Here is a 19,237-nt window from a genome sequence, read left to right as displayed (position 1 = left end):
ATGAGCGAATTCGCCCAGTACGCGACCGGCGAACCGGTCGTCGACACCAAGGCCCCCCAGGGGCCCATCGCCGAGCGCTGGGACAAGCGCCGCTTCGAGGCCAAGCTGGTCAACCCGGCCAACCGCCGCAAGAACACCGTGATCGTGGTCGGCACCGGCCTGGCGGGCGGCGCCGCGGGCGCCACGCTGGCCGAACAGGGCTACCACGTCGTGCAGTTCTGCTACCAGGACTCGCCGCGCCGGGCCCACTCCATCGCCGCGCAGGGCGGCATCAACGCCGCCAAGAACTACCGCAACGACGGCGACTCCATCCACCGGCTGTTCTACGACACCGTCAAGGGCGGCGACTTCCGCGCCCGCGAGTCCAACGTGCACCGCCTCGCGCAGATCTCGGTGGAGATCATCGACCAGTGCGTGGCCCAGGGCGTCCCCTTCGCCCGCGAGTACGGCGGCCTGCTGGACACCCGCTCCTTCGGCGGCGTCCAGGTCTCCCGTACGTTCTACGCGCGCGGCCAGACGGGCCAGCAGCTGCTGCTGGGCGCCTACCAGGCGCTGTCCCGGCAGATCGCGGCCGGCAATATCGAGATGCACCCGCGCACCGAGATGCTCGACCTGATCGTGGTGGACGGCAAGGCCCGCGGGATCGTGGCCCGCGACCTGATCACCGGGAAGATCGACACGTATGTCGCCGACGCGGTCGTGCTGGCCTCCGGCGGCTACGGCAACGTCTTCTACCTGTCGACCAACGCCATGAACTCCAACGCGACGGCAGTCTGGCGGGCGCACCGGCGCGGCGCGTACTTCGCCAACCCCTGCTTCACCCAGATCCACCCCACCTGCATCCCGCGCACCGGCGACCACCAGTCCAAGCTGACGCTGATGAGCGAGTCGCTGCGCAACGACGGCCGTATCTGGGTGCCCAAGGCCAAGGGCGACGACCGCCCGGCCAACAAGATCCCCGAGGACGAGCGCGACTACTACCTGGAGCGCATCTACCCCTCCTTCGGCAACCTCGTCCCGCGCGACATCGCCTCGCGCGCCGCCAAGAACGTCTGCGACGAGGGGCGTGGCGTCGGCCCCGGCGGCCAGGGCGTCTACCTCGACTTCGCCGACGCCATCCAGCGGATGGGCAAGAAGGCCGTCGAGGCGAAGTACGGCAACCTCTTCGACATGTACCAGCGGATCACCGACGAGGATCCGTACAAGGTGCCCATGCGCATCTACCCGGCCGTCCACTACACGATGGGCGGGCTGTGGGTCGACTACGACCTGCAGACCACCGTCCCCGGCCTGTTCGCGATCGGCGAGGCCAACTTCTCCGACCACGGCGCCAACCGGCTCGGCGCCTCCGCGCTGATGCAGGGCCTGGCCGACGGCTACTTCGTGCTGCCCTCCACCATCAACGACTACCTCGCCCGCAACCCGCACCGCGCCTCCGAGGACGATCTGGACGCCTCCCACCCGGCGGTCACCGAGGCCGTACGGGAGACCGACGAGCGGCTGGCGAAGCTGCTGGCCGTCGACGGCGACCGCACCCCGGACTCCTTCCACCGCGAGATCGGCGAGCTGATGTGGGAGTTCTGCGGGATGGCCCGCACCGACACGGGGCTGCGCAAGGCCCTGGAGCGCATCCCGCAGATCCGCGAGGAGTTCTGGCGCCGCATCAAGGTGCCGGGCACCGGCGAGGAGTTCAACCAGTCGCTGGAGAAGGCCAACCGCATCGTGGACTACCTGGAGCTGGCCGAGCTGATGTGCCTGGACGCGCTGCACCGCGCGGAGTCCTGCGGCGGCCACTTCCGCGAGGAGTCCCAGACCCCGGACGGCGAGGCCGCCCGCGTGGACGAGGAGTTCACCTACGCCGCCGCCTGGGAGTTCACCGGCACCGGCGACGCCCCCGTCCTGCACAAGGAAGACCTGGTCTTCGAGTACGTCCACCCCACTCAGCGGAGCTACGCATGAAGCTCACCCTGCGCGTCTGGCGCCAGAAGAACGGCGACGCACCCGGCGCCATGGCCTCCTACGACGTCGAGGGCATCTCCCCCGACATGTCCTTCCTGGAGATGCTCGACACCCTCAACGAGGAGCTCATCCTCAAGGGCGAGGAGCCCATCGCCTTCGACCACGACTGCCGCGAGGGCATCTGCGGCGCGTGCAGCCTGGTCATCAACGGCGACGCCCACGGCCCCGAGCGCACCACCACCTGCCAGCTGCACATGCGCTCCTTCTCCGACGGCGACACCATCGACGTCGAGCCCTGGCGCGCCTCGGCCTTCCCGGTCGTCAAGGACCTGGTGGTGGACCGCTCCGCCTTCGACCGGATCATCCAGTCCGGCGGCTACATCACCGCGCCGACCGGCGCCGCGCCCGAGGCGCACGCCACCCCCGTGCCCAAGCCGGACGCCGACTTCGCCTTCGAGCACGCCGAGTGCATCGGGTGCGGCGCGTGCGTGGCGGCCTGCCCCAACGGCTCGGCGATGCTGTTCACCTCGGCGAAGATCAACCATCTGAACGTGCTGCCGCAGGGCGCCCCCGAGCGCGAGAGCCGGGTCCTGGACATGGTCTCCACCATGGACGACGAGGGCTTCGGCGGCTGCACCCTGACCGGCGAGTGCGCCACCGCCTGCCCCAAGGGCATCCCGCTGTTCAGCATCACCAAGATGAACCGCGAGTTCGTCCGCGCCGCCCGCAAGCGGTAACCGGCCCAGCGCGGGGCGCCCCCGGGCGCCCCGCCGCGCCTCACAGCCGTACGCCGTGCCGGTTCAGCCAGGCCACCGGGTTGACGTCCGTACCGAAGCCGGGGCCCGTACGGACCTCGAAGTGCAGGTGCGGTCCTGTGGTGTTGCCGGTGTTGCCGGAGCGGGCGATGCGCTGTCCCGCGGCCACCGGCTGCCCTTCGGAGACCAGGATCCGCGAGAGATGCCCGTAGTGGGTGTAGGAGCCGGAGCGGTGCCGGATGACGACCTCGTAGCCGAACGCGCCGCCCCAGCCCGCCTTGACCACGGTGCCGGACATGGCGGAGAGCACCCGGGTCCCGATGGGCACCGCGAAGTCCTGCCCGGTGTGGCCGTTGGCCCAGCGACTGCCGCCCGCCTGGTAACCGGCCGTCGCGAACCCCCCGTTGACGGGCCGTACGGCCTGCGAGCGCAGCGCATGGGAGCGGCCCGAGCCCGCGCGCGCGGCCCGCTGGCCGCTCAGCCGCAAGGTGGTCCCGACACGAATGAGGTCCGGATCGCTGCCGATCACGGACCTGTTGCGCTCGTAGAGCCGGTGCCAGCTGACGCCGGCCTTCTCGGCTATCCGGGAGAGGCTGTCACCGGGGGCGACGGTGTAGCTGCCGGAGTCCGCCGCGCTCGCGGCGGTGGCACCGGCGACGGGCAGGGCCAGGGTGGCGCCGGCGGCCGAAACCCTCGCCAGCAGGCGTCGGGCGCCGCTGCGGGGCCGGGGCGCACGGTGGCGGCCGGAGGACGAAGCCATGGAAAGTTTCCCTTCCGAGAGTGTCCAAGGTGCTCCGATAAGTGCTCCACTCGAACGCGGTGCACGCTAAGCGCGCCGCCATCATGAACACAACCACATCGCACGCCGCTCCTCGGACAGCTGCCGCCCCTTTCGAACTCCGCCCGCTCTCACGGGATTTCACCCCCGGCCGCATCATCCGGCCCGGCCGGCCCCGCCGACGGACTCCATCGTGCGGTCCGGCCCGCACCCATGCCAGGGCGCATGCCGTCACGACCGGCACACGGCGCGGCACGCCCCCGGTGGATCCGGCGACCCGCCGCCCACCCCGCGCCCTGCGTGCGTCCCCCTACGCCGCGCCCACGCCAGCCCACAGGGACACCGCTATCCGTTGCGCGCCGCCATCATGAACACCACCACACCGCGCGCCGCTCCTGGGGCAACCATCGGCCCTGCCACCGTCCGTTTTCCCGTGAACGGTGGCCGGGCGGCGGTTACTTGACCGTCCATTCCCGGAGCCGCAGTGCCGCTTCCAGCAGGCCCGCTTCTTCTCGGCGGATCTCGCTCACAAGGTGCGCCATGGCGCCGGGTGGCGGGGCGATCGGCTCTCCGGAGTCGCCCATGTAGGTATCAGCACAGGCCGCTCCGATCGTGGCGTTGTAGTCGGAGAACGGCTTCAGCACCAACGCGGTGTGCAGGAAGGTGGCGGCCCGGGTGGCCGCCTCCTCGTAGTACGCCTCTCCCGCAAAGCGCTCGTACCGGTGCCGCCCAGCCATGCAGTGCAGAGCTCCCCAGTCCCGTACGGGCGTGTTCGGCGGCGAGACCTCGATCTGGACATTGAGGATCCACCCGGCGTCGACGTCAAGGATCACCTCTGCCCCTCCGGAAAGACCTGCTCGAACTCCGCCTTGTACTCGAAGGCCTTCCGTACCGCGCCCTCGACGAAGCGCTGCTTCTGCCGCCGCCGCACCACATCCTCGGTCAGTATGTCGTGGGCCAGCCGCTTGATCGCCAAGCCCCGCTCCTTGGCCTCCGCGCGCAGCTCAGCCAGCTCTTCCTCGGTGAATTCGATCGTGATTCCAGGCATGCGGCCAGAGTAGGCCGCGCACCACCAAGATCACTACCAGATCCGCTACCGAATCTGTATTCGCACGGTCGGTAACGAGTGTGGCGCGGGATGCGGCCACCCCGAGGACACGGGGAATCCACCGGCAGAGCGCCCGCCCAACAGAAAGGGAGGACACCTCCACGTCAAGCAGAGATGCCCTCCCTTTACTGGCGGAGGCCGGTCAGTCCCAGGTGTAACCGTCGCCGAAGAGCAGGAAGTGCTCCAGCACGTCCTCCATCGGGTCGTCGATCTGGCCGGTGTTGATCAGGGCGACGCGGGGGGCGTTGTGGGAGTTGCGGGGGTATTCGTCGGCGTACGCCGGACCGGCCGCCACCCCGGTCGCCACCACCGCGACCGCCGCCAGCGCCACCCAGCGGGACAGCTTCTTGGGTCCGTTGCCGATCGTGTCGTTCACTGCATGACTCCTTGATCCGTCACCCTGAAGGGCCGGCCGGTGCGGCCCCGTTCACCGTGATCAACTACGGAGCGATCAAGAAGTCACCGACGATCATACGAACGTGTCGTCAGGCCAGAGGACTTGAGCCGTCGTCAGGCCAGAGGACTTGAGCCCGGCTCGGCGGGCGCCGCCTCAGCGGACCGGGTGCCCGGCGTCCCGCAGCGCGTCCTTGACCTGGCCGATGCGCAGATCGCCGAAGTGGAAGACGGAGGCGGCCAGCACCGCGTCGGCGCCCGCGTCCACAGCGGGCGCGAAGTCGGCGAGCTTTCCCGCGCCGCCGCTGGCGATGACCGGCACCGAGACATGCGCCCGGACCGCCTTGATCATCTCGGTGTCGTAGCCGTCCTTGGTGCCGTCCGCGTCCATGGAGTTCAGCAGGATCTCCCCGGCCCCCAACTCCGCGGCGCGGTGCGCCCATTCGACGGCGTCGATGCCCGTGGAGCGGCGCCCGCCGTGCGTGGTGACCTCGAAGGATCCCGACTCGCCGCGGCGGGCGTCCACGGAGAGCACCAGCACCTGGCTGCCGAAGCGCTCGGCGATCTCGCGGATCAGCTCGGGGCGGTCGATGGCGGCGGTGTTGACGCCCACCTTGTCCGCGCCGGCCCGCAGCAGCTTGTCGACGTCCTCCGGCGTGCGGACGCCGCCGCCGACGGTGAGCGGGATGAAGACCTGCTCGGCGGTGCGGCGCACCACGTCGTAGGTGGTCTCGCGGTTGCCGGAGGAGGCGGTGATGTCCAGGAAGGTCAGCTCGTCGGCGCCCTCCTGGCCGTAGATCTTGGCCATTTCGACGGGGTCGCCCGCGTCGCGCAGGTTCTGGAAGTTCACGCCCTTGACGACCCGGCCGCCTTCGACGTCCAGGCAGGGGATGACTCGGACCGCCAGGGTCATGGTGTTTCAGGCCTCTCGATACGCTTCTAGTTCAACTTCGACCAGGACCCGGGAGTCGACGAAACCGGACACCACCAGCAGGGTGGTGGCGGGACGCACGGCGTCGAAGAACTCCTTGTGGGCCCGGCCCGCCTCGTCCACGTCACGCAGGTGGGTGAGGTACATCCGGGTACGGACGACGGCCTCGGCGCCGAGGCCGAAGGGCTCCAGCGCGGCGAGCGCGTTGGCGAAGGCGACCTTGGTCTGCTCGTAGGGGTCGCCCTCGCCGTAAAGCACGCCGTCCACCAGGGGCATCGTCCCGGCGACCAGGACCCGGTCACCGGCGGCCACGGCACGCGCGAAGCCGATGGTCTCCTCCCAGGACTCCCGGGAACTGTCGCTTCTCGCACGCTCGATGGCCATGACGCTGCCCTTCATCTCGGGCCGTGCCGGCTAGGACACGGCGGCCAGTGCCTCTTCCAGGGTGAACGCCTTGGCGTACAGCGCCTTTCCGACGATCGCGCCCTCGACGCCGTCCGGTACCAGAGTCGCAAGCTGACGCAGATCGTCAAGGGAGGAGACGCCGCCAGAGGCCACCACCGGCTTGTCGGTGGCGGCGCAGACGTTGCGCAGCAGTTCCAGGTTGGGGCCCTGGAGCGTGCCGTCCTTGTTGATGTCGGTGACCACGTAGCGCGCGCAGCCCTCGGAGTCCAGGCGGGCCAGGGTCTCGTACAGGTCGCCGCCGTCGCGGGTCCAGCCGCGGCCGCGCAGCGTCGTACCGCGCACGTCCAGACCGACCGCGATCCTGTCGCCGTGCTCGGCGATGACCTTGGCGACCCAGTCGGGGGTCTCCAGCGCCGCGGTGCCCAGGTTGACCCGGGTGCAGCCGGTGGCGAGCGCGGCGGCCAGCGACGCGTCGTCACGGATGCCGCCGGACAGCTCGACCTTGATGTCCATGGAGCGGGCGACCTCGGCGATCTGCGCGCGGTTGTCGCCGGTGCCGAACGCCGCGTCCAGGTCGACCAGATGGAGCCACTCGGCGCCCGCCCGCTGCCAGGCCAGCGCCGCCTGCAGCGGGTCGCCGTAGGAGGTCTCGGAGCCGGACTCGCCATGGACGAGGCGTACGGCCTGGCCGTCGCGGACGTCGACGGCGGGAAGGAGTTCAAGCTTCGGCATCTGGGGGCTCACAGGGTGTTGATCCAGTTGGTCAGGAGCTGGGCGCCGGCGTCGCCGGACTTCTCGGGGTGGAACTGGGTGGCCCACAGCGGGCCGTTCTCCACGGCGGCCACGAACCGCTCGCCGTGCGTGGCCCAGGTGACCTTCGGCGCGCGGATATGGGCGTTGCCCACTTCCAGCTCCCAGTCGTGCACCGCGTAGGAGTGCACGAAGTAGTAGCGGTCCTGGGCGTCCATCCCGGCGAAGAGCCGGGTGTCGGCGGGGGCCTCGACGGTGTTCCAGCCCATGTGCGGGACGACCTCGGCCTTGAGCGGTCCGACCGTGCCGGGCCACTCGTCCAGGCCTGAAGTCTCCACGCCGTGCTCGATGCCGCGCCCGAAGAGGATCTGCATCCCGACGCAGATGCCCATCACCGGGCGCCCGCCGGACAGCCGCCGGCCCACGACCCAGTCGCCGCGCGCCGCGCGCAGGCCCTGCATGCAGGCGGCGAAGGCGCCGACGCCGGGGACCAGCAGCCCGTCGGCGTTCATGGCCCGGTCGTAGTCACCGGTGATCTCCACATCGGCGCCGACGTGTGCCAGGGCGCGCTCCGCGGAACGTACGTTGCCGAAGCCGTAGTCGAAGACCACGACCTTCTTGCGCGAAGGGCTCAATTCCACACCTCCAGCCGCAGGATGCCGGCGGCCAGGCACATCGCCGAGCCGATGCACAGCAGGACGATCACGCTCTTGGGCATGCCCTGCTTCTTGAAGGAGTAGACCCCGCCCAGGAGGAACAGCCCCAGGACGATGAAGACGGTGGACAGGCCGTTCACAGCGCACCCTTGGTCGACGGGAGGATTCCGGCGGCGCGCGGGTCGCGCTCGCTGGCGTAACGCAGCGCCCTGGCAAGGGCCTTGAACTGGCACTCCACGATGTGGTGGGCGTTGCGCCCGTAGGGCACGTGCACGTGCAGGGCGATCTGCGCCTGCGCGACGAAGGACTCGAGTATGTGCCGGGTCATGGTGGTGTCGTACGTGCCGATCATGGGCGCGATGCCCTCGGGCTCGGTGTGCACCAGGTAGGGGCGCCCGGAGAGGTCCACGGTCACCTGCGCCAGGGACTCGTCCAGCGGGACGGTGCAGTTGCCGAAGCGGTAGATGCCCACCTTGTCGCCGAGCGCCTGCTTGAAGGCGGCGCCCAGCGCGAGGGCGGTGTCCTCGATGGTGTGGTGGGTGTCGATGTGCAGATCGCCGTCGGTCTTGACCGTGAGGTCGAACAGGCCGTGGCGGCCGAGCTGGTCGAGCATGTGGTCGTAGAAGCCGACCCCGGTCGACACGTCCACCTGCCCGGTGCCGTCGAGATCGATCTCGACGAGCACCGAGGTCTCCTTCGTGGTGCGCTCCACGCGCCCAACGCGGGTCATCGATTCTCCTTCATCACTGCGCGAACCGCGTCGAGGAACGCGTCGTTCTCGGCGGGGGTGCCGGCGGTCACCCGCAGCCAGCCCGGTACGCCGTTGTCTCGGACCAGTACGCCTCGGTCGAGGATGGCCTGCCAGGCGGCGTGGGCGTCATCGAAGCGGCCGAACTGTACGAAGTTGGCGTCGGACTCCACGACCTCGCAGCCCGTCGCCCGCAGCTCGCTCACCAAGCGGTCCCGCTCGTCCTTGAGCTGCTCGACGTATTTGAGCAGCGTATCGGTGTGCTCCAGGGCCGCGAGCGCGGTGGCCTGGGTGACGGACGAGAGGTGGTACGGCAGGCGTACCAGCTGTACGGCGTCCACGACGGCCGCGTCCGCCGCCAGATAGCCCAGCCGCAGCCCGGCCGCGCCGAACGCCTTGGACATGGTCCGCGAGACGACCAGATTGGGCCGGCCCTCGATCAGCGGGAGCAGCGAGGGGCGGTGGCTGAACTCGCCGTACGCCTCGTCGACGACCACCAGGGAGGGCTTGGCGGCCTGCGCGGCCTCGTACAGGGCGAGGACCGTCTCGGCCTCGACGGCCGTGCCGGTGGGGTTGTTGGGCGAGCAGACGAAGACCACGTCGGGCCGGCGGGCCGCGATCTCGGCCTTGGCCGCCTCGACGTCGATGGTGAAGTCCTCGTTGCGCGGGCCGGAGATCCACTCCGTGCCCGTGCCGCGCGAGATCAGGCCGTGCATCGAGTACGAGGGCTCGAAGCCGATGGCGCTGCGGCCGGGACCGCCGAAGGTCTGCAGCAGCTGCTGGATGACCTCGTTGGAACCGTTGGCGGCCCATACGTTGGCCATCGCGACCTCGTGGCCCGCCGTGCGGGTGAGGTACGCGGCCAGCGCCGTGCGCAGCTCGACCGCGTCCCGGTCCGGGTAGCGGTTGAGGTGGCGGGCGGCCTCGGTGACCCGCTCGCCGATCCGCCGTACCAGCGGCTCGGGCAGCGGGTAGGGGTTCTCGTTGGTGTTCAGACGTACGGGGACGTCCAACTGCGGGGCGCCGTACGGGGACTTGCCGCGCAGTTCGTCCCTGATGGGGAGATCGTCAATGCCGGTCACGTGCTCTGCGGAACCTTCCACCCGAATCGTGCCTTGAGGGCTGCGCCGTGGGCCGGGAGGTCCTCGGCCTCGGCGAGGGTCACCACATGGTGGGTCACCTCGGCCAGCGCGTCGCGGGAGTAGTCCACGACGTGGATGCCGCGCAGGAAGGACTGGACCGACAGACCCGAGGAGTGGCAGGCGCAGCCGCCGGTGGGCAGCACGTGGTTGGACCCGGCGCAGTAGTCGCCGAGCGAGACGGGGGCGTAGGGGCCCACGAAGATCGCTCCGGCGTTGCGGACCCGGACGGCGACCGCGCTCGCGTCGGCGGTCTGGATCTCCAGGTGCTCGGCGCCGTACGCGTTCACGACGCGCAGGCCCTGCTCGATGCCGTCGACCAGCACGATGGCGGACTGCTTGCCCTCAAGGGCGGGCACGATCCGGTCGCTGATGTGCTTGGTGGCCGCGATCTGCGGCTGAAGCTCCTTGTCGACGGCGTCCGCCAGCTCGACGGAGTCGGTGACCAGGACGGCGGCGGCCAGCGGGTCGTGCTCGGCCTGGCTGATCAGGTCGGCGGCCACGTGCACCGGGTCGGCGGTGTCGTCCGCCAGCACCGCGATCTCGGTCGGCCCGGCCTCGGTGTCGATGCCGATACGGCCGGTGAAGTAGCGCTTGGCGGCGGCGACCCAGACGTTGCCGGGGCCGGTGACCATGTTGGCCGGGGCGCACCCGTCGGGGTCTCCGGCACGCACCGTGCCGTACGCGAACATCGCCACGGCCTGGGCGCCGCCGACGGCGTACACCTCGTCGACGCCCAGCAGGGCGCAGGCGGCGAGGATGGTCGGGTGCGGCAGTCCGCCGAACTCGGCCTGCGGCGGGGAGGCCAGCGCGATCGACTCGACGCCCGCCTCCTGGGCCGGGACGACGTTCATGATCACGGACGAGGGGTAGACGGACCGGCCGCCGGGGGCGTACAGGCCCACGCGCTCGACCGGCACCCACTTCTCGGTGACCGTGCCGCCGGGCACGACCTGGGTGGTGTGCTCGCTGCGGCGCTGGGCGCGGTGCACGATCCGGGCCCGCCGGATCGACTCCTCCAGGGCCGCGCGCACGGCCGCGTCGAGGCCTTCCAGGGCCTCGGCCAGCGCCTTCGCGGGCACCCTGACCCGCTCCAGCCGCACGCCGTCGAACTTCTCCGCGTACTCGATCAGCGCCGCCGTGCCCCGATGATGCACGTCCTCGCAGATGGGCCGCACCTTCTCCAGGGCGGCTTCCACGTCGAACTCGGCACGGGGCAGCAGGTCGCGCAGGGCGCCGCCCTCAAGGAGGGCGTCACCGCGCAGATCGATTCGGGAGATCACACTCCCAGTGTCTCAGACCCGCCCCCGCGCCCTGTCGCCCGTATCACTGGGTGATACACAGCGCGGTACATACTCCCCGGCCCGGCCCGCACGGCCCCGCGAAGTTGTCCGGAGTTGGCCCCGCGCACCCGCGTTGAAGCGATCACCTGGAGGGAATGGGGATCGTACAGAAGTACGGAAGATCGCCGGGGAAAGAGGGGGATGCCGCGATGACCGCGCCCGTGGACGGCGACGCACCCGCCGACCTGCAGCTGACCTCCGCGGAGTGGAGCATGTGGCAGGCCTTCCGCAACGGCTCCACCTGCGATCTGCGCACCCGGGACACCGCCGGGGACGACCCGCACGGCCGGGCGGCGTGGGGCCCCGAGCGCAGCGTGCGGGCCCGGGTGATCGCTTTACTGCTCCTGGAGAGCCCGCCCGCGCAGCCGGGCCGGGTCTCCGCCCTCAAGCTGACCGGTGCGTACATCACGGACACTCTGGACCTGGCGGGGGGCACGATCAAGCCATTCGTGGAGCTGCGCGGGTGCCGCTTCCAGAACGAGGTGGTGCTCCCGGAGAGCCACTTCACCACCCTGCGCATGGTCGGCTGCGCGATCCCGCGCTTCGAGGCGGCCCGGCTGCGCACGGAAGGCGATCTGCACCTGCCGCGCTGTGTGATCCGCTCCGGCATCCGGCTCACCGACGCCCACATCGGTACGGACCTCCTGCTCAACCAGGCCGTGGTGCACAAGGACCGCCAAGGCCGGTCGATCATGGCGGACGGGCTGACCGTCACCCAGGACCTGCAGGCCGAACTGATGGAGTCCTACGGCGAGTTCTCGCTGCGCGGGGCGACGGTCGGCGTCTCGCTGAGCCTGCGCGGCAGCCGGCTGTGCAACCCGTACGGGCGCCGGGCGCTGAACGCCCCGCAGCTGACGGTGGAGCGCACCCTGTACCTGACGGCCGCCGGGCTGCCCGGCTCGCCGTTCTCCAACACCGGCACCACTCCCCCGTACGGCATCCCGCTCACCCCCACCCGCGGCACCCGCCTGCAGCGCTTCGAGTGCGAGGGCGGGATACGGCTGGACGACGGGCGCTTCGGCGACGCGGTCGACTTCGAGATGGCCCGCTTCTCCATGGAGTCCGACCAGGAGCTGTCGCTGCGCCGTATCCAGGTCCCCGAGCTGCGGTTCCTGTGCGAGCGCCCGCAGCGCGGCCGGGTGATCCTCTCCGGCGCCCGGGTCGTGAACCTCGTCGACAAGTCGGCGAGCTGGCCGGGGGTGGGCGGCCTGTGGATGGCGGGCTTCGCCTACGAGACGCTGATACCGCGCGGCCCCTTCCCGCTGGCGCTGCGGCTGCAGTGGGTGGCGGCGGCGACCGCCGAGTACGCTCCCGAGCCGTACGAGATGCTCGCCGCGGCGCTGCGCCGCAGCGGCGAGGACTCCGACGCCCGGGATGTGCTGCTGGCCAAGCAGCGCCGCCGCCGCGAGACGCTGCCGCTGGCGGCGAAGGCGTGGGGTTATCTGCAGGACTGGACGGTGGCCTACGGCTACAAGCCGGGCCGCGCCGCGGTGTGGATGGTCGTGCTGTGGGCGGTGGGCACGGTCTACTTCTCGCGCAATCCGCCGCCCGCCCTCAAGGCCGGCGAGGCCCCGCCGTGGAACCCGTACATCTACACCCTCGACCTGCTGCTGCCGGTGATCAATCTCAACCAGGACACCTCCTGGAAGCCGGAGGGCGCCGCGCAGTGGGCGGCGGCGGTGCTGATCATGGCGGGGTGGGTGCTGGCGACGACGGTGGCGGCGGGCGCGTCCCGGCTGCTGCGGCGCCAGTGAGGCCTCGGCGCGGGGCTCCGCGGCAGCGCCGGGAAACCCGTGGGAAACCCGTACGAACCGGCCCGTGAACCGCCCTCGTCTCCGCAGGCTCTAGGCTTACGGACTGTGACCTCCGTGCGCCTACCGCTCTTCCCGCTGAACTCGGTGCTGTTCCCGGGACTCGTCCTCCCGCTGAACGTCTTCGAGGCGCGGTACCGGGCGCTGATGGGCGACCTGCTCGCGCTGCCCGAGGACGAGCGCCGCTTCGGGGTGGTCGCCATCCGCGACGGCCGCGAGGTCGCGCCCACGGCGCCGGGCATGCCCGACAGCACCGCGCTGCCCGCCGACGGCCCGGGTGCGGGCTTCGGCACCGACCCGATCCAGGCCTTCCACACCGTGGGGTGCGTGGCGGACGCCGCCACCATCCGGAAGAAGGACGACGAGAAGGCATCCGGCGGCAAGAGCGGCTACGAGGTGCTGGCCACCGGCACCACCCGCTTCCGGCTGCGCTCCGTGGACGCCACCGGGCCGTATCTGGTCGGCGAGGTGGAGGAACTGGAGGAGGAGCAGGGCGAGGGGGCCGGTGCGCTGGCCTCCGGGGTCGTACGGGCCTTCCGTACGTACCAGAAGCGGCTGGCCTGGGCGCACGAGCGCACCCTGACCACCGGGCAGGACCTGCCCGCCGACCCGTCCGTGCTCTCCTACCTGGTCGCGGCCGCCGCCGTCCTGGACATCCCCGCCAAGCAGCGGCTGCTCCAGGCGCCGGACACCGCGTCCCGGCTCACCGAAGAGCTGAAACTGCTTCGCCAGGAGACGGCGGTGATCGGTAAGCTCCCGTCGCTGCCGGCCGTGGAGCTGACCCGGCAGCCGACCAGTCCCAACTGAGGCACGACTCCGACCGAGGTACGGCCCCAACCGACGTTAGGCGGCGCCACGTTGGCGAAGAAGTCCAAGAAGTCCGCAGCGGCCAAGCAGTCCGGCGGCACCCCGGCCACGGTCGCCCTCGCCGAGGCGGGCGTGCCCTTCACGGTCCACTCCTACGAGCACGACCCGGCCGTCGCCTCCTACGGCGAGGAGGCCGCACAGGCCCTCGGCGTCTGCCCCGAGCAGGTCTTCAAGACGCTCCTGGCCGACGTGGACGGCACCCTCACCGTCGCCGTCGTACCGGTGTCCGGCTCGCTGGACCTCAAGGCGCTGGCGGCCGCGGTCGGCGGCAAGCGCGCCGCCATGGCCGACCCCGCGGCGGCCGAGCGCAGCACCGGCTACGTCCTGGGCGGGATCTCCCCGCTCGGCCAGCGCAAGCGGCTGCGCACGGTCGTGGACGCCTCCGCGGACGCCCACCGCACCATCTGTGTCTCGGCGGGCCGCCGCGGCCTGGAGGCCGAACTGGCCCCCGCCGACCTGGTCTCCCTCACGGGCGCCACGATGGCGCGGATCGCTCGGGTCTGAGGCGCTGCGCGCGCCAAAGGTCTTTACGCGCCCGGCCGCCTCCGATAGGACCCAGTCAGGACCCGGCTCCCCGCGTACGTCATCCCGTACGCACCCGGGCACCGCAGACGGGAGGCGGCACATGTCGAAGAAGACCCGCAAGCGGAAGTGGCGCATCAAAAAGGGCAAGGCCAACCACGGGCGACGTCCCGCATGACGCCTGCCCCCTGAGGGGCGTGGGGAACTGCGCGACCGGCCCCCACCGGCCTGCGGTTTCACGACCGCGCCGGCAGCGCGACGCTGAGCGCCTCGCCGGACCCGCACCACGGCGGCACAAGCAAGCCCGCCGCCAGGGCGCGGGTCCGGCAAGAGGCCCGGCGGCACGAGCCGGCGCGTGGGGCCTACTCGCCGGACGGCGACTGCGGCGGCCCGGACGGCGTCGGCGGCGCGCCGGACCAGTCCGGCACCACCGGCGCCGGCTCCGGATCGCGCGGCCCGAACAGTCCGGTCAGCGCCAGCTGAACCAGCATCGCCGCGACCGGCCAGGCCAGCAGCGCGCCCTTGGCCTGGAGCCGCAGCGGCGCATCGAAAGTGACACCCGCGCCGACCTGGGCGGCGTGCGCGCCCACCTCCTGCGCCGGGCCCAGCCACATCCCGGCCTGCCAGCCCAGCAGCGACGCGAGCAGCCCGCCCACCGCGACCGCCACCACCAGCGGAATGCCCCCGCGCCGCCGGAAGAGGAAGACCGCCGCCGTGCTCAGCACGCCGAAGGCCAGCGCCAGCAGGACGAAGGTGCCGTCCGCGCCGATCGCCTCCTCGCCCTCGGTGTTCTTCAGGTAGACGTTCTGGCCGTCCGAGATCAGCGGGACCTTGGGCGCCAGCCACGCCCACAGCACCCCGAGCAGCACCCCGAGCACCGTCAGCACGACCGCGATCACCACGGCCTCGCGCACCTCACGGCGCAGGTCACCGCTGTCGGCACCGGCCTCGCCGTACTCGGGCACGTTCCCCTCCTCGCCGGCGGGCGTGGACCAGGGGCTGTACGCGGGCGGCTGGTGGGGCGGGCGGTCGGACGGTTGGCCGGGAGGTGTCAGCGGTGCGGTCACCCCGTCATCGTGCCAGGTCGGCGCCGTACGGTCGGCAGCAGGACGGCCGTTTCGGCCCCGCCGCCCGTTCACCGGACGGCCGCCCGCCGATACGCCCGTGTCGCGACGGCCAGCGAGAGCACGCCCACGGCCGCGCACACCCCCAGATCGATGCCGACCAGCGCCCAGTCGGGGCGCGCGTCGAAGGTGCGCGCCAGCGCCTCCACGCCGTAGGTGGAGGGCAGCAGATCGCGCGCCCAGGTGATCACCACGGGCATCCGGTCGGCCGGCAGCACGCCCAGCAGCAGCGCCGCCGACATCCCCAACTGGCCACAGAGCGTGGCCAGTTCCTGGCGCGGCGCGAGCAGCCCGAGGGCGGCGCCGAGCCCGGCCAGCGCGGCTCCGGCAAGCGGGATGACGGCCACCAGCACCCACAGGTGGGTCATCGGCAGCTGGAACAGGGCACAGCCCACCACCGCGGTCACGGCCGTGCCGGGCACGGTGAAGGAGGCGTACGCGGCGGCCGCCCCCAGCACCACGGCGGCCGGCGGCACCGGCAGCGTCGCGTAGTGGTCCAGGCCGCCGCCGGCCCGCAGCTGCCCGAAGTACTGGGCGAGCAGATTCAGCGCGACGAACGCCACGACCAGCACGCTCGACCCGGACACCACCGCCCGCGCCTCGCTGCCGCCGTCCACCACCCCGCGCATCAGGATCATGATCCCGACGGACTGGAAGGTGGCGACGAACAGCAGCGGGATACGGGCGACCCTGGCCCGGGAGAGCTGGGCGCGGTAGACGGCGGCCAGCGCCGGCAGCAGGCGCGCCCGCGGGGCCAGCGCGGCGGCCGCACCGCTCTCGGGTCGCGCCTGCGCGCCACCGCTGTCGGCCCGCCCGGCACCTGCCCCGGTCACCGCTTCCGCGGGAACCACACTCACGCCTTCACCACGCCCTCCTGCGTACGGCCCCCCGGCCCACAGCCACCCACCTCACGCCTTGACCAGCCCTTCCGCCCGCCCGCCCAGCGCCAGATACACACCTTCCAGGCTCGGCGTCGCGAGAGTGCCGCTCACCCCCGGAGGACAACCCCCGGCCCCCCGGCCGCATACCTCGCCTCACGCCTTGACCAACCCCTCGGCCCGCCCGCCCAGCGCCAGATACACATCCTCCAGGCTCGGCGTCGCGAGAGTGAAGTCGTCCAGGGCGGCGAAGGCGGGGCCGGTGGTGACCGCGGACACGGCCGCGCGGGCCTGATCCGGGGACAGGCGCAGGGTCCAGCGGCGCCCGGTGGCCTGCGCGCGGCCGCTCAGGTCGGCGACCTCGGGCACCTCCATGGGGGCCCGCTCGCGCCACACCAGTTCCAGCCGTACCTCGTCCCCCACCACGTCCTTGAGCCCGCCCGGTGTGTCGCAGGCGATGACCCGCCCGCGGTCCAGCACCGCGACCCGGTCCAGCACGCTCTCCGCCTCGATGACGTTGTGCGTCACCAGCACGACGGTGGTGCCCTGCCCTGCCCTGCGCCGGTCGACCGCGGCCCACACCGCGCGCCGGGCCACCGGGTCCATGCCGGTGGTCGGCTCGTCCAGCACCAGCAGCGGGCGCTCACCGATCAGCACCGTCGCGAAGCACGCCAGTCTGCGCTGCCCGCCGGAGAGCTTCTTCAGAGGCCGCCCGGCGATCCCGCCCAGGCCCAGTTCCTCGATCACCGCGTCCCGCCCGGCCCTGGCGTCCTTGGCCGCCAGCCCGCGCAGCCGCCCGGTGGTCTCCACGGCCAGCGCCACCGTCAGCTCGTCCAGCGCGGTGGACTCCTGGCCCAGATAGCCCAGCAGCCGCGCGGCCCGCTCCGGATGGCGTACCAGGTCATGGCCCAGGACGCGCACGGTGCCCGAGTCCGGGCGCATCAGGCCGGTCAGCTGGCGTACCAGCGTCGACTTCCCCGCGCCGTTGGGGCCCAGCAGCCCGAAGATCTCGCCGCGGCGCACGTCCAGGCTGATCCCGTCGCTGGCGCGCACCGCCGGCGCCTGCGCCGCTCCCCGGCGCCCGCGCACCGCGGGGTACGTCTTGACCAGGTCCCGCACGGCACACACCGGCTCGCCGTGCTCCACCTGTTTCGCGCCCGTCCTCACGAGCAATGAGGGTACGCGTCCCGGGGCCGTCCTCCGTCCGCGGGGCGCCCGGGACACCGCTTTGTCCTGCTGCCTCATTCGCCGGCGGGGGCGTGCTCGGCGGCGGTGCGCAGGTCCACCTCCCGCCAGAACCCGGCCCTGATCGCATAGCGGTCGTGCTCGTCGATCTGGTCGTCCTTGTGGGCCAGCAGGCCGAACCGGGCGGCGTAGCGCAGCAGTTCGCCGTCGATGCGGTGCGGGATGCGGGGGTATTCCGTGGAGAGCTGCTGGAGGTGGACGGTGTCGGAGAGGCGGTCGGTCCAGCGGCGGGCGAAGACCTGGCCGACCTCGAAGGGGTCGCCGCTGACGGCGGTGATGTCCTCCTCGCGGTCGGCCCAGCGCTGCTCCGCGCTGGTCAGCTGCGCCAGGGTGGGCAGTGAGGCCGTCTCGGAGGGTTCGCCGACGGGCCCGCCGCGCTCCACCCAGCCTTTGTCCGAGGACCAGCGCAGGGTGGCGCTGGGGGCGGGCACCGCAGCGGCCCCGGCGCTGGGCCCGCGCCCCAGGTCGGCGAGGTCCTTGGGGGTGGGGACGCCCTTGGCCGATCCGCACGGCCCGGCGCCCGCGCCGGCCGCGGCGGCCTCCTCCTCGGTGCTGCCGGGGCCGGCCGGGCGGGCGGTGCCGTTGGAGCCGTTGCGCTCGTGGCCGCGCTCGCCGGGCTCCGGTCCCTGCCCGGCTGCGGCGGCGGCCGCTGCCGCGGCGGCGACGGCGGACTCCGGCAGCGGCGCGGAGAGGATCGCGGCGATCTCGGGCCTGGGCACCGATACGGGCGCGCAGGGCCCGGGGACCTCCTTGGCGCGGACCGCCCGGGTGATCCAGTTGCGGTCCAGCACCCGGCGCTCGTCCGCCTCGGCGACCAGGTCCTCGGACTGGTTGTAGTCGCCGTCGGCGGCCTGCACCGCCCACAGGTGGACGGCGACGCCGTGCTCCTTGGCGGACATCAGCCCCGGCAGCAGGTCCCCGTCGCCGGTCACCAGCACAATGTCCGAACACGCGCGGTTGCGGGCCAGTTCGGTCAGCTCCGCGTGCATCGCCGCGTCCACGCCCTTTTGCGCCCACCGCCCGTCGCTGCGGGTCAGTGCCCCCAGCCGGACGGTGACCCGGGACATCACGCGCAGCCTGCGGTGCTCGGGCTGCGGTACGCGGTCGGGGGCGCCGTCGAACCAGTAGATGCGCAGCAGCGGGCGCTCGGTGTCGGCCTCGGCGCGCTGGCGCAGCCCCTGGATGAGGGCGGCGTGATCGACGGTGATGCGGGAGCGGGCGGGCTCTCCGGCGAGCAGGCTCGCGGCGGCGCCCAGCAGGTATCCGGCGTCCACCAGGACGACGCAGCGATCCACGTTCCACCCTCTTCCCTGAGGTGCTGAAGTACGGTCGCCCCCCAGCCCGGCCGTCGGCGCGGCTGCGCCCGGCGCGGGTTTTTTCCTCTGGCTTTCCTTCGAGTCTGCCCGACCGTACGGGGGTTATCTGCCCGAACTCGATCATCGGCGTGGCGGATTCACCGGGCCGTCCGGAAACCATCGGCGACCCCCCTTATCACTCACGGTAATTGCCCGAAATGCAGGGTTCTGTCGGGCGTGTAAGTCTGGTCGCGGCCCCGATCCCAGGATCCCCGTCAGGAGGAAGATCATGGCCAAGAACAAGAACCGCGACCGTAATCAGCAGCAGAAGGGCGCCCAGGCCGCCGAGCGCGGCCAGCAGGAGGCGCAGAAGTCGGCCATGGAGGCGCAGGCTCAGCCGCAGGCCCAGGCCCAGGGCAGCCCGGCGGACGTCGCCCGTAAGCACCAGCGCCGCTTCGGTCACAACTGACCGTCGCAGTAAAGCAGTTGAGGGGCGTGCCCGGATCGGGCACGCCCCTCGTGCGTCCTTG

General features: G+C 71.9%; 23 protein-coding genes. 7 read left to right on the top strand and 16 right to left on the bottom strand.

The annotated features are described in order from the left end of the window. Together AC4IJH_RS15010 and AC4IJH_RS15005 are read left to right on the top strand one after the other, a co-directional pair. The gene (locus AC4IJH_RS15010; protein WP_490852165.1) at window positions 1-1,959 is read left to right on the top strand and encodes a fumarate reductase/succinate dehydrogenase flavoprotein subunit; all 1,959 of its coding nucleotides are present in this window, start codon (window positions 1-3) and stop codon (window positions 1,957-1,959) included. Then, window positions 1,956-2,696 carry a succinate dehydrogenase/fumarate reductase iron-sulfur subunit gene (locus tag AC4IJH_RS15005; RefSeq protein ID WP_490852164.1) on the top strand — a complete coding sequence of 247 codons (741 nt, stop codon included), beginning with the start codon at window positions 1,956-1,958 and terminating at the stop codon, window positions 2,694-2,696. Before AC4IJH_RS15010 ends, AC4IJH_RS15005 begins: the two co-directional genes overlap by 4 nt. Before the next feature lie 40 nt (window positions 2,697-2,736). On the opposite strand, the gene AC4IJH_RS15000 is transcribed toward AC4IJH_RS15005, so the two are convergent. From AC4IJH_RS15000 to hisD, 12 genes are all read right to left on the bottom strand, one after another. Beyond that, window positions 2,737-3,474 (bottom strand): M23 family metallopeptidase, encoded by a 738-nt coding sequence (locus tag AC4IJH_RS15000; RefSeq protein ID WP_490852163.1) that lies wholly within the window; start codon window positions 3,472-3,474, stop codon window positions 2,737-2,739. A gap of 473 nt (window positions 3,475-3,947) precedes the next feature. Further along, window positions 3,948-4,325, bottom strand: coding sequence for a hypothetical protein (locus tag AC4IJH_RS14995; RefSeq protein WP_490852162.1), 378 nt, complete (start codon window positions 4,323-4,325; stop codon window positions 3,948-3,950). Continuing rightward, complete coding sequence (locus tag AC4IJH_RS14990) at window positions 4,322-4,540, bottom strand: hypothetical protein (protein ID WP_490852161.1); 219 nt, start codon at window positions 4,538-4,540, stop codon at window positions 4,322-4,324. Before AC4IJH_RS14990 ends, AC4IJH_RS14995 begins: the two co-directional genes overlap by 4 nt. Before the next feature lie 202 nt (window positions 4,541-4,742). Then, window positions 4,743-4,943 carry a hypothetical protein gene (locus AC4IJH_RS14985; RefSeq protein WP_490852225.1) on the bottom strand — a complete coding sequence of 67 codons (201 nt, stop codon included), beginning with the start codon at window positions 4,941-4,943 and terminating at the stop codon, window positions 4,743-4,745. A gap of 207 nt (window positions 4,944-5,150) precedes the next feature. Continuing rightward, entirely contained in the window at window positions 5,151-5,906 is a 756-nt protein-coding gene (hisF, locus tag AC4IJH_RS14980; RefSeq protein ID WP_490852160.1) for an imidazole glycerol phosphate synthase subunit HisF, read from the bottom strand. Between the two features lie 6 nt (window positions 5,907-5,912). After that, window positions 5,913-6,308, bottom strand: a complete 396-nt coding sequence (locus AC4IJH_RS14975; protein ID WP_490852159.1) for a RidA family protein — start codon at window positions 6,306-6,308, stop codon at window positions 5,913-5,915. 30 nt (window positions 6,309-6,338) lie between these two features. After that, window positions 6,339-7,061: a bifunctional 1-(5-phosphoribosyl)-5-((5-phosphoribosylamino)methylideneamino)imidazole-4-carboxamide isomerase/phosphoribosylanthranilate isomerase PriA gene (priA, locus tag AC4IJH_RS14970; protein WP_490852158.1), complete on the bottom strand. Its 723-nt coding sequence runs from the start codon at window positions 7,059-7,061 to the stop codon at window positions 6,339-6,341. An 8-nt stretch (window positions 7,062-7,069) separates the two neighbouring features. Continuing rightward, entirely contained in the window at window positions 7,070-7,714 is a 645-nt protein-coding gene (gene hisH / locus AC4IJH_RS14965) for an imidazole glycerol phosphate synthase subunit HisH (protein ID WP_490852157.1), read from the bottom strand. Further along, window positions 7,711-7,875: a hypothetical protein gene (locus AC4IJH_RS14960; RefSeq protein WP_490852156.1), complete on the bottom strand. Its 165-nt coding sequence runs from the start codon at window positions 7,873-7,875 to the stop codon at window positions 7,711-7,713. Before AC4IJH_RS14960 ends, hisH begins: the two co-directional genes overlap by 4 nt. Beyond that, the gene (gene hisB / locus AC4IJH_RS14955; RefSeq protein ID WP_490852155.1) at window positions 7,872-8,465 is read right to left on the bottom strand and encodes an imidazoleglycerol-phosphate dehydratase HisB; all 594 of its coding nucleotides are present in this window, start codon (window positions 8,463-8,465) and stop codon (window positions 7,872-7,874) included. The genes AC4IJH_RS14960 and hisB overlap by 4 nt, the downstream gene beginning before the upstream one ends. Beyond that, complete coding sequence (locus AC4IJH_RS14950; RefSeq protein WP_490852154.1) at window positions 8,462-9,565, bottom strand: histidinol-phosphate transaminase; 1,104 nt, start codon at window positions 9,563-9,565, stop codon at window positions 8,462-8,464. The genes hisB and AC4IJH_RS14950 overlap by 4 nt, the downstream gene beginning before the upstream one ends. Further along, window positions 9,562-10,905: a histidinol dehydrogenase gene (gene hisD, locus AC4IJH_RS14945; protein WP_490852153.1), complete on the bottom strand. Its 1,344-nt coding sequence runs from the start codon at window positions 10,903-10,905 to the stop codon at window positions 9,562-9,564. The genes AC4IJH_RS14950 and hisD overlap by 4 nt, the downstream gene beginning before the upstream one ends. 209 nt (window positions 10,906-11,114) lie before the next feature. Here hisD and AC4IJH_RS14940 point away from each other — a divergent pair, with 209 nt between their 5' ends. The 4 genes from AC4IJH_RS14940 (at window position 11,115) to AC4IJH_RS14925 (ending at window position 14,343) form a co-directional block, all read left to right on the top strand. Then, window positions 11,115-12,719, top strand: coding sequence for an oxidoreductase (locus AC4IJH_RS14940; protein ID WP_490852152.1), 1,605 nt, complete (start codon window positions 11,115-11,117; stop codon window positions 12,717-12,719). A 105-nt stretch (window positions 12,720-12,824) separates the two neighbouring features. Beyond that, window positions 12,825-13,583 carry an LON peptidase substrate-binding domain-containing protein gene (locus tag AC4IJH_RS14935; RefSeq protein WP_490852151.1) on the top strand — a complete coding sequence of 253 codons (759 nt, stop codon included), beginning with the start codon at window positions 12,825-12,827 and terminating at the stop codon, window positions 13,581-13,583. 51 nt (window positions 13,584-13,634) lie between these two features. Further along, entirely contained in the window at window positions 13,635-14,147 is a 513-nt protein-coding gene (gene ybaK / locus AC4IJH_RS14930) for a Cys-tRNA(Pro) deacylase (RefSeq protein ID WP_490852150.1), read from the top strand. 121 nt (window positions 14,148-14,268) lie between these two features. Next, window positions 14,269-14,343 (top strand): hypothetical protein, encoded by a 75-nt coding sequence (locus AC4IJH_RS14925; protein ID WP_465270599.1) that lies wholly within the window; start codon window positions 14,269-14,271, stop codon window positions 14,341-14,343. Window positions 14,344-14,527: 184 nt separating this feature from the next. Here the strand turns inward: AC4IJH_RS14925 and AC4IJH_RS14920 are convergent, their stop codons facing one another. The 4 genes from AC4IJH_RS14920 to AC4IJH_RS14905 form a co-directional block, all read right to left on the bottom strand. Next, window positions 14,528-15,232 (bottom strand): ABC transporter permease, encoded by a 705-nt coding sequence (locus AC4IJH_RS14920; RefSeq protein ID WP_490852149.1) that lies wholly within the window; start codon window positions 15,230-15,232, stop codon window positions 14,528-14,530. Between the two features lie 68 nt (window positions 15,233-15,300). Further along, a complete protein-coding gene (locus AC4IJH_RS14915) occupies window positions 15,301-16,047 on the bottom strand; it encodes an ABC transporter permease (protein ID WP_490852224.1) in 747 nt (248 codons plus the stop codon). A gap of 276 nt (window positions 16,048-16,323) precedes the next feature. Then, on the bottom strand, window positions 16,324-17,313 hold the full coding sequence (locus AC4IJH_RS14910; RefSeq protein ID WP_490852223.1) for an ABC transporter ATP-binding protein: 990 nt from the start codon (window positions 17,311-17,313) through the stop codon (window positions 16,324-16,326). A 95-nt stretch (window positions 17,314-17,408) separates the two neighbouring features. Beyond that, window positions 17,409-18,707, bottom strand: coding sequence for an NYN domain-containing protein (locus tag AC4IJH_RS14905; protein WP_490852148.1), 1,299 nt, complete (start codon window positions 18,705-18,707; stop codon window positions 17,409-17,411). Between the two features lie 289 nt (window positions 18,708-18,996). On the opposite strand from AC4IJH_RS14905, the gene AC4IJH_RS14900 reads away from it, so the two are divergent. Further along, window positions 18,997-19,176: a hypothetical protein gene (locus AC4IJH_RS14900; protein WP_490852147.1), complete on the top strand. Its 180-nt coding sequence runs from the start codon at window positions 18,997-18,999 to the stop codon at window positions 19,174-19,176. Window positions 19,177-19,237: the final 61 nt, after the last annotated feature.

The organism is Streptomyces sp. UF-297 (assembly GCF_058245575.1).
This window is presented reverse-complemented; position numbering and strand designations above follow the sequence as displayed.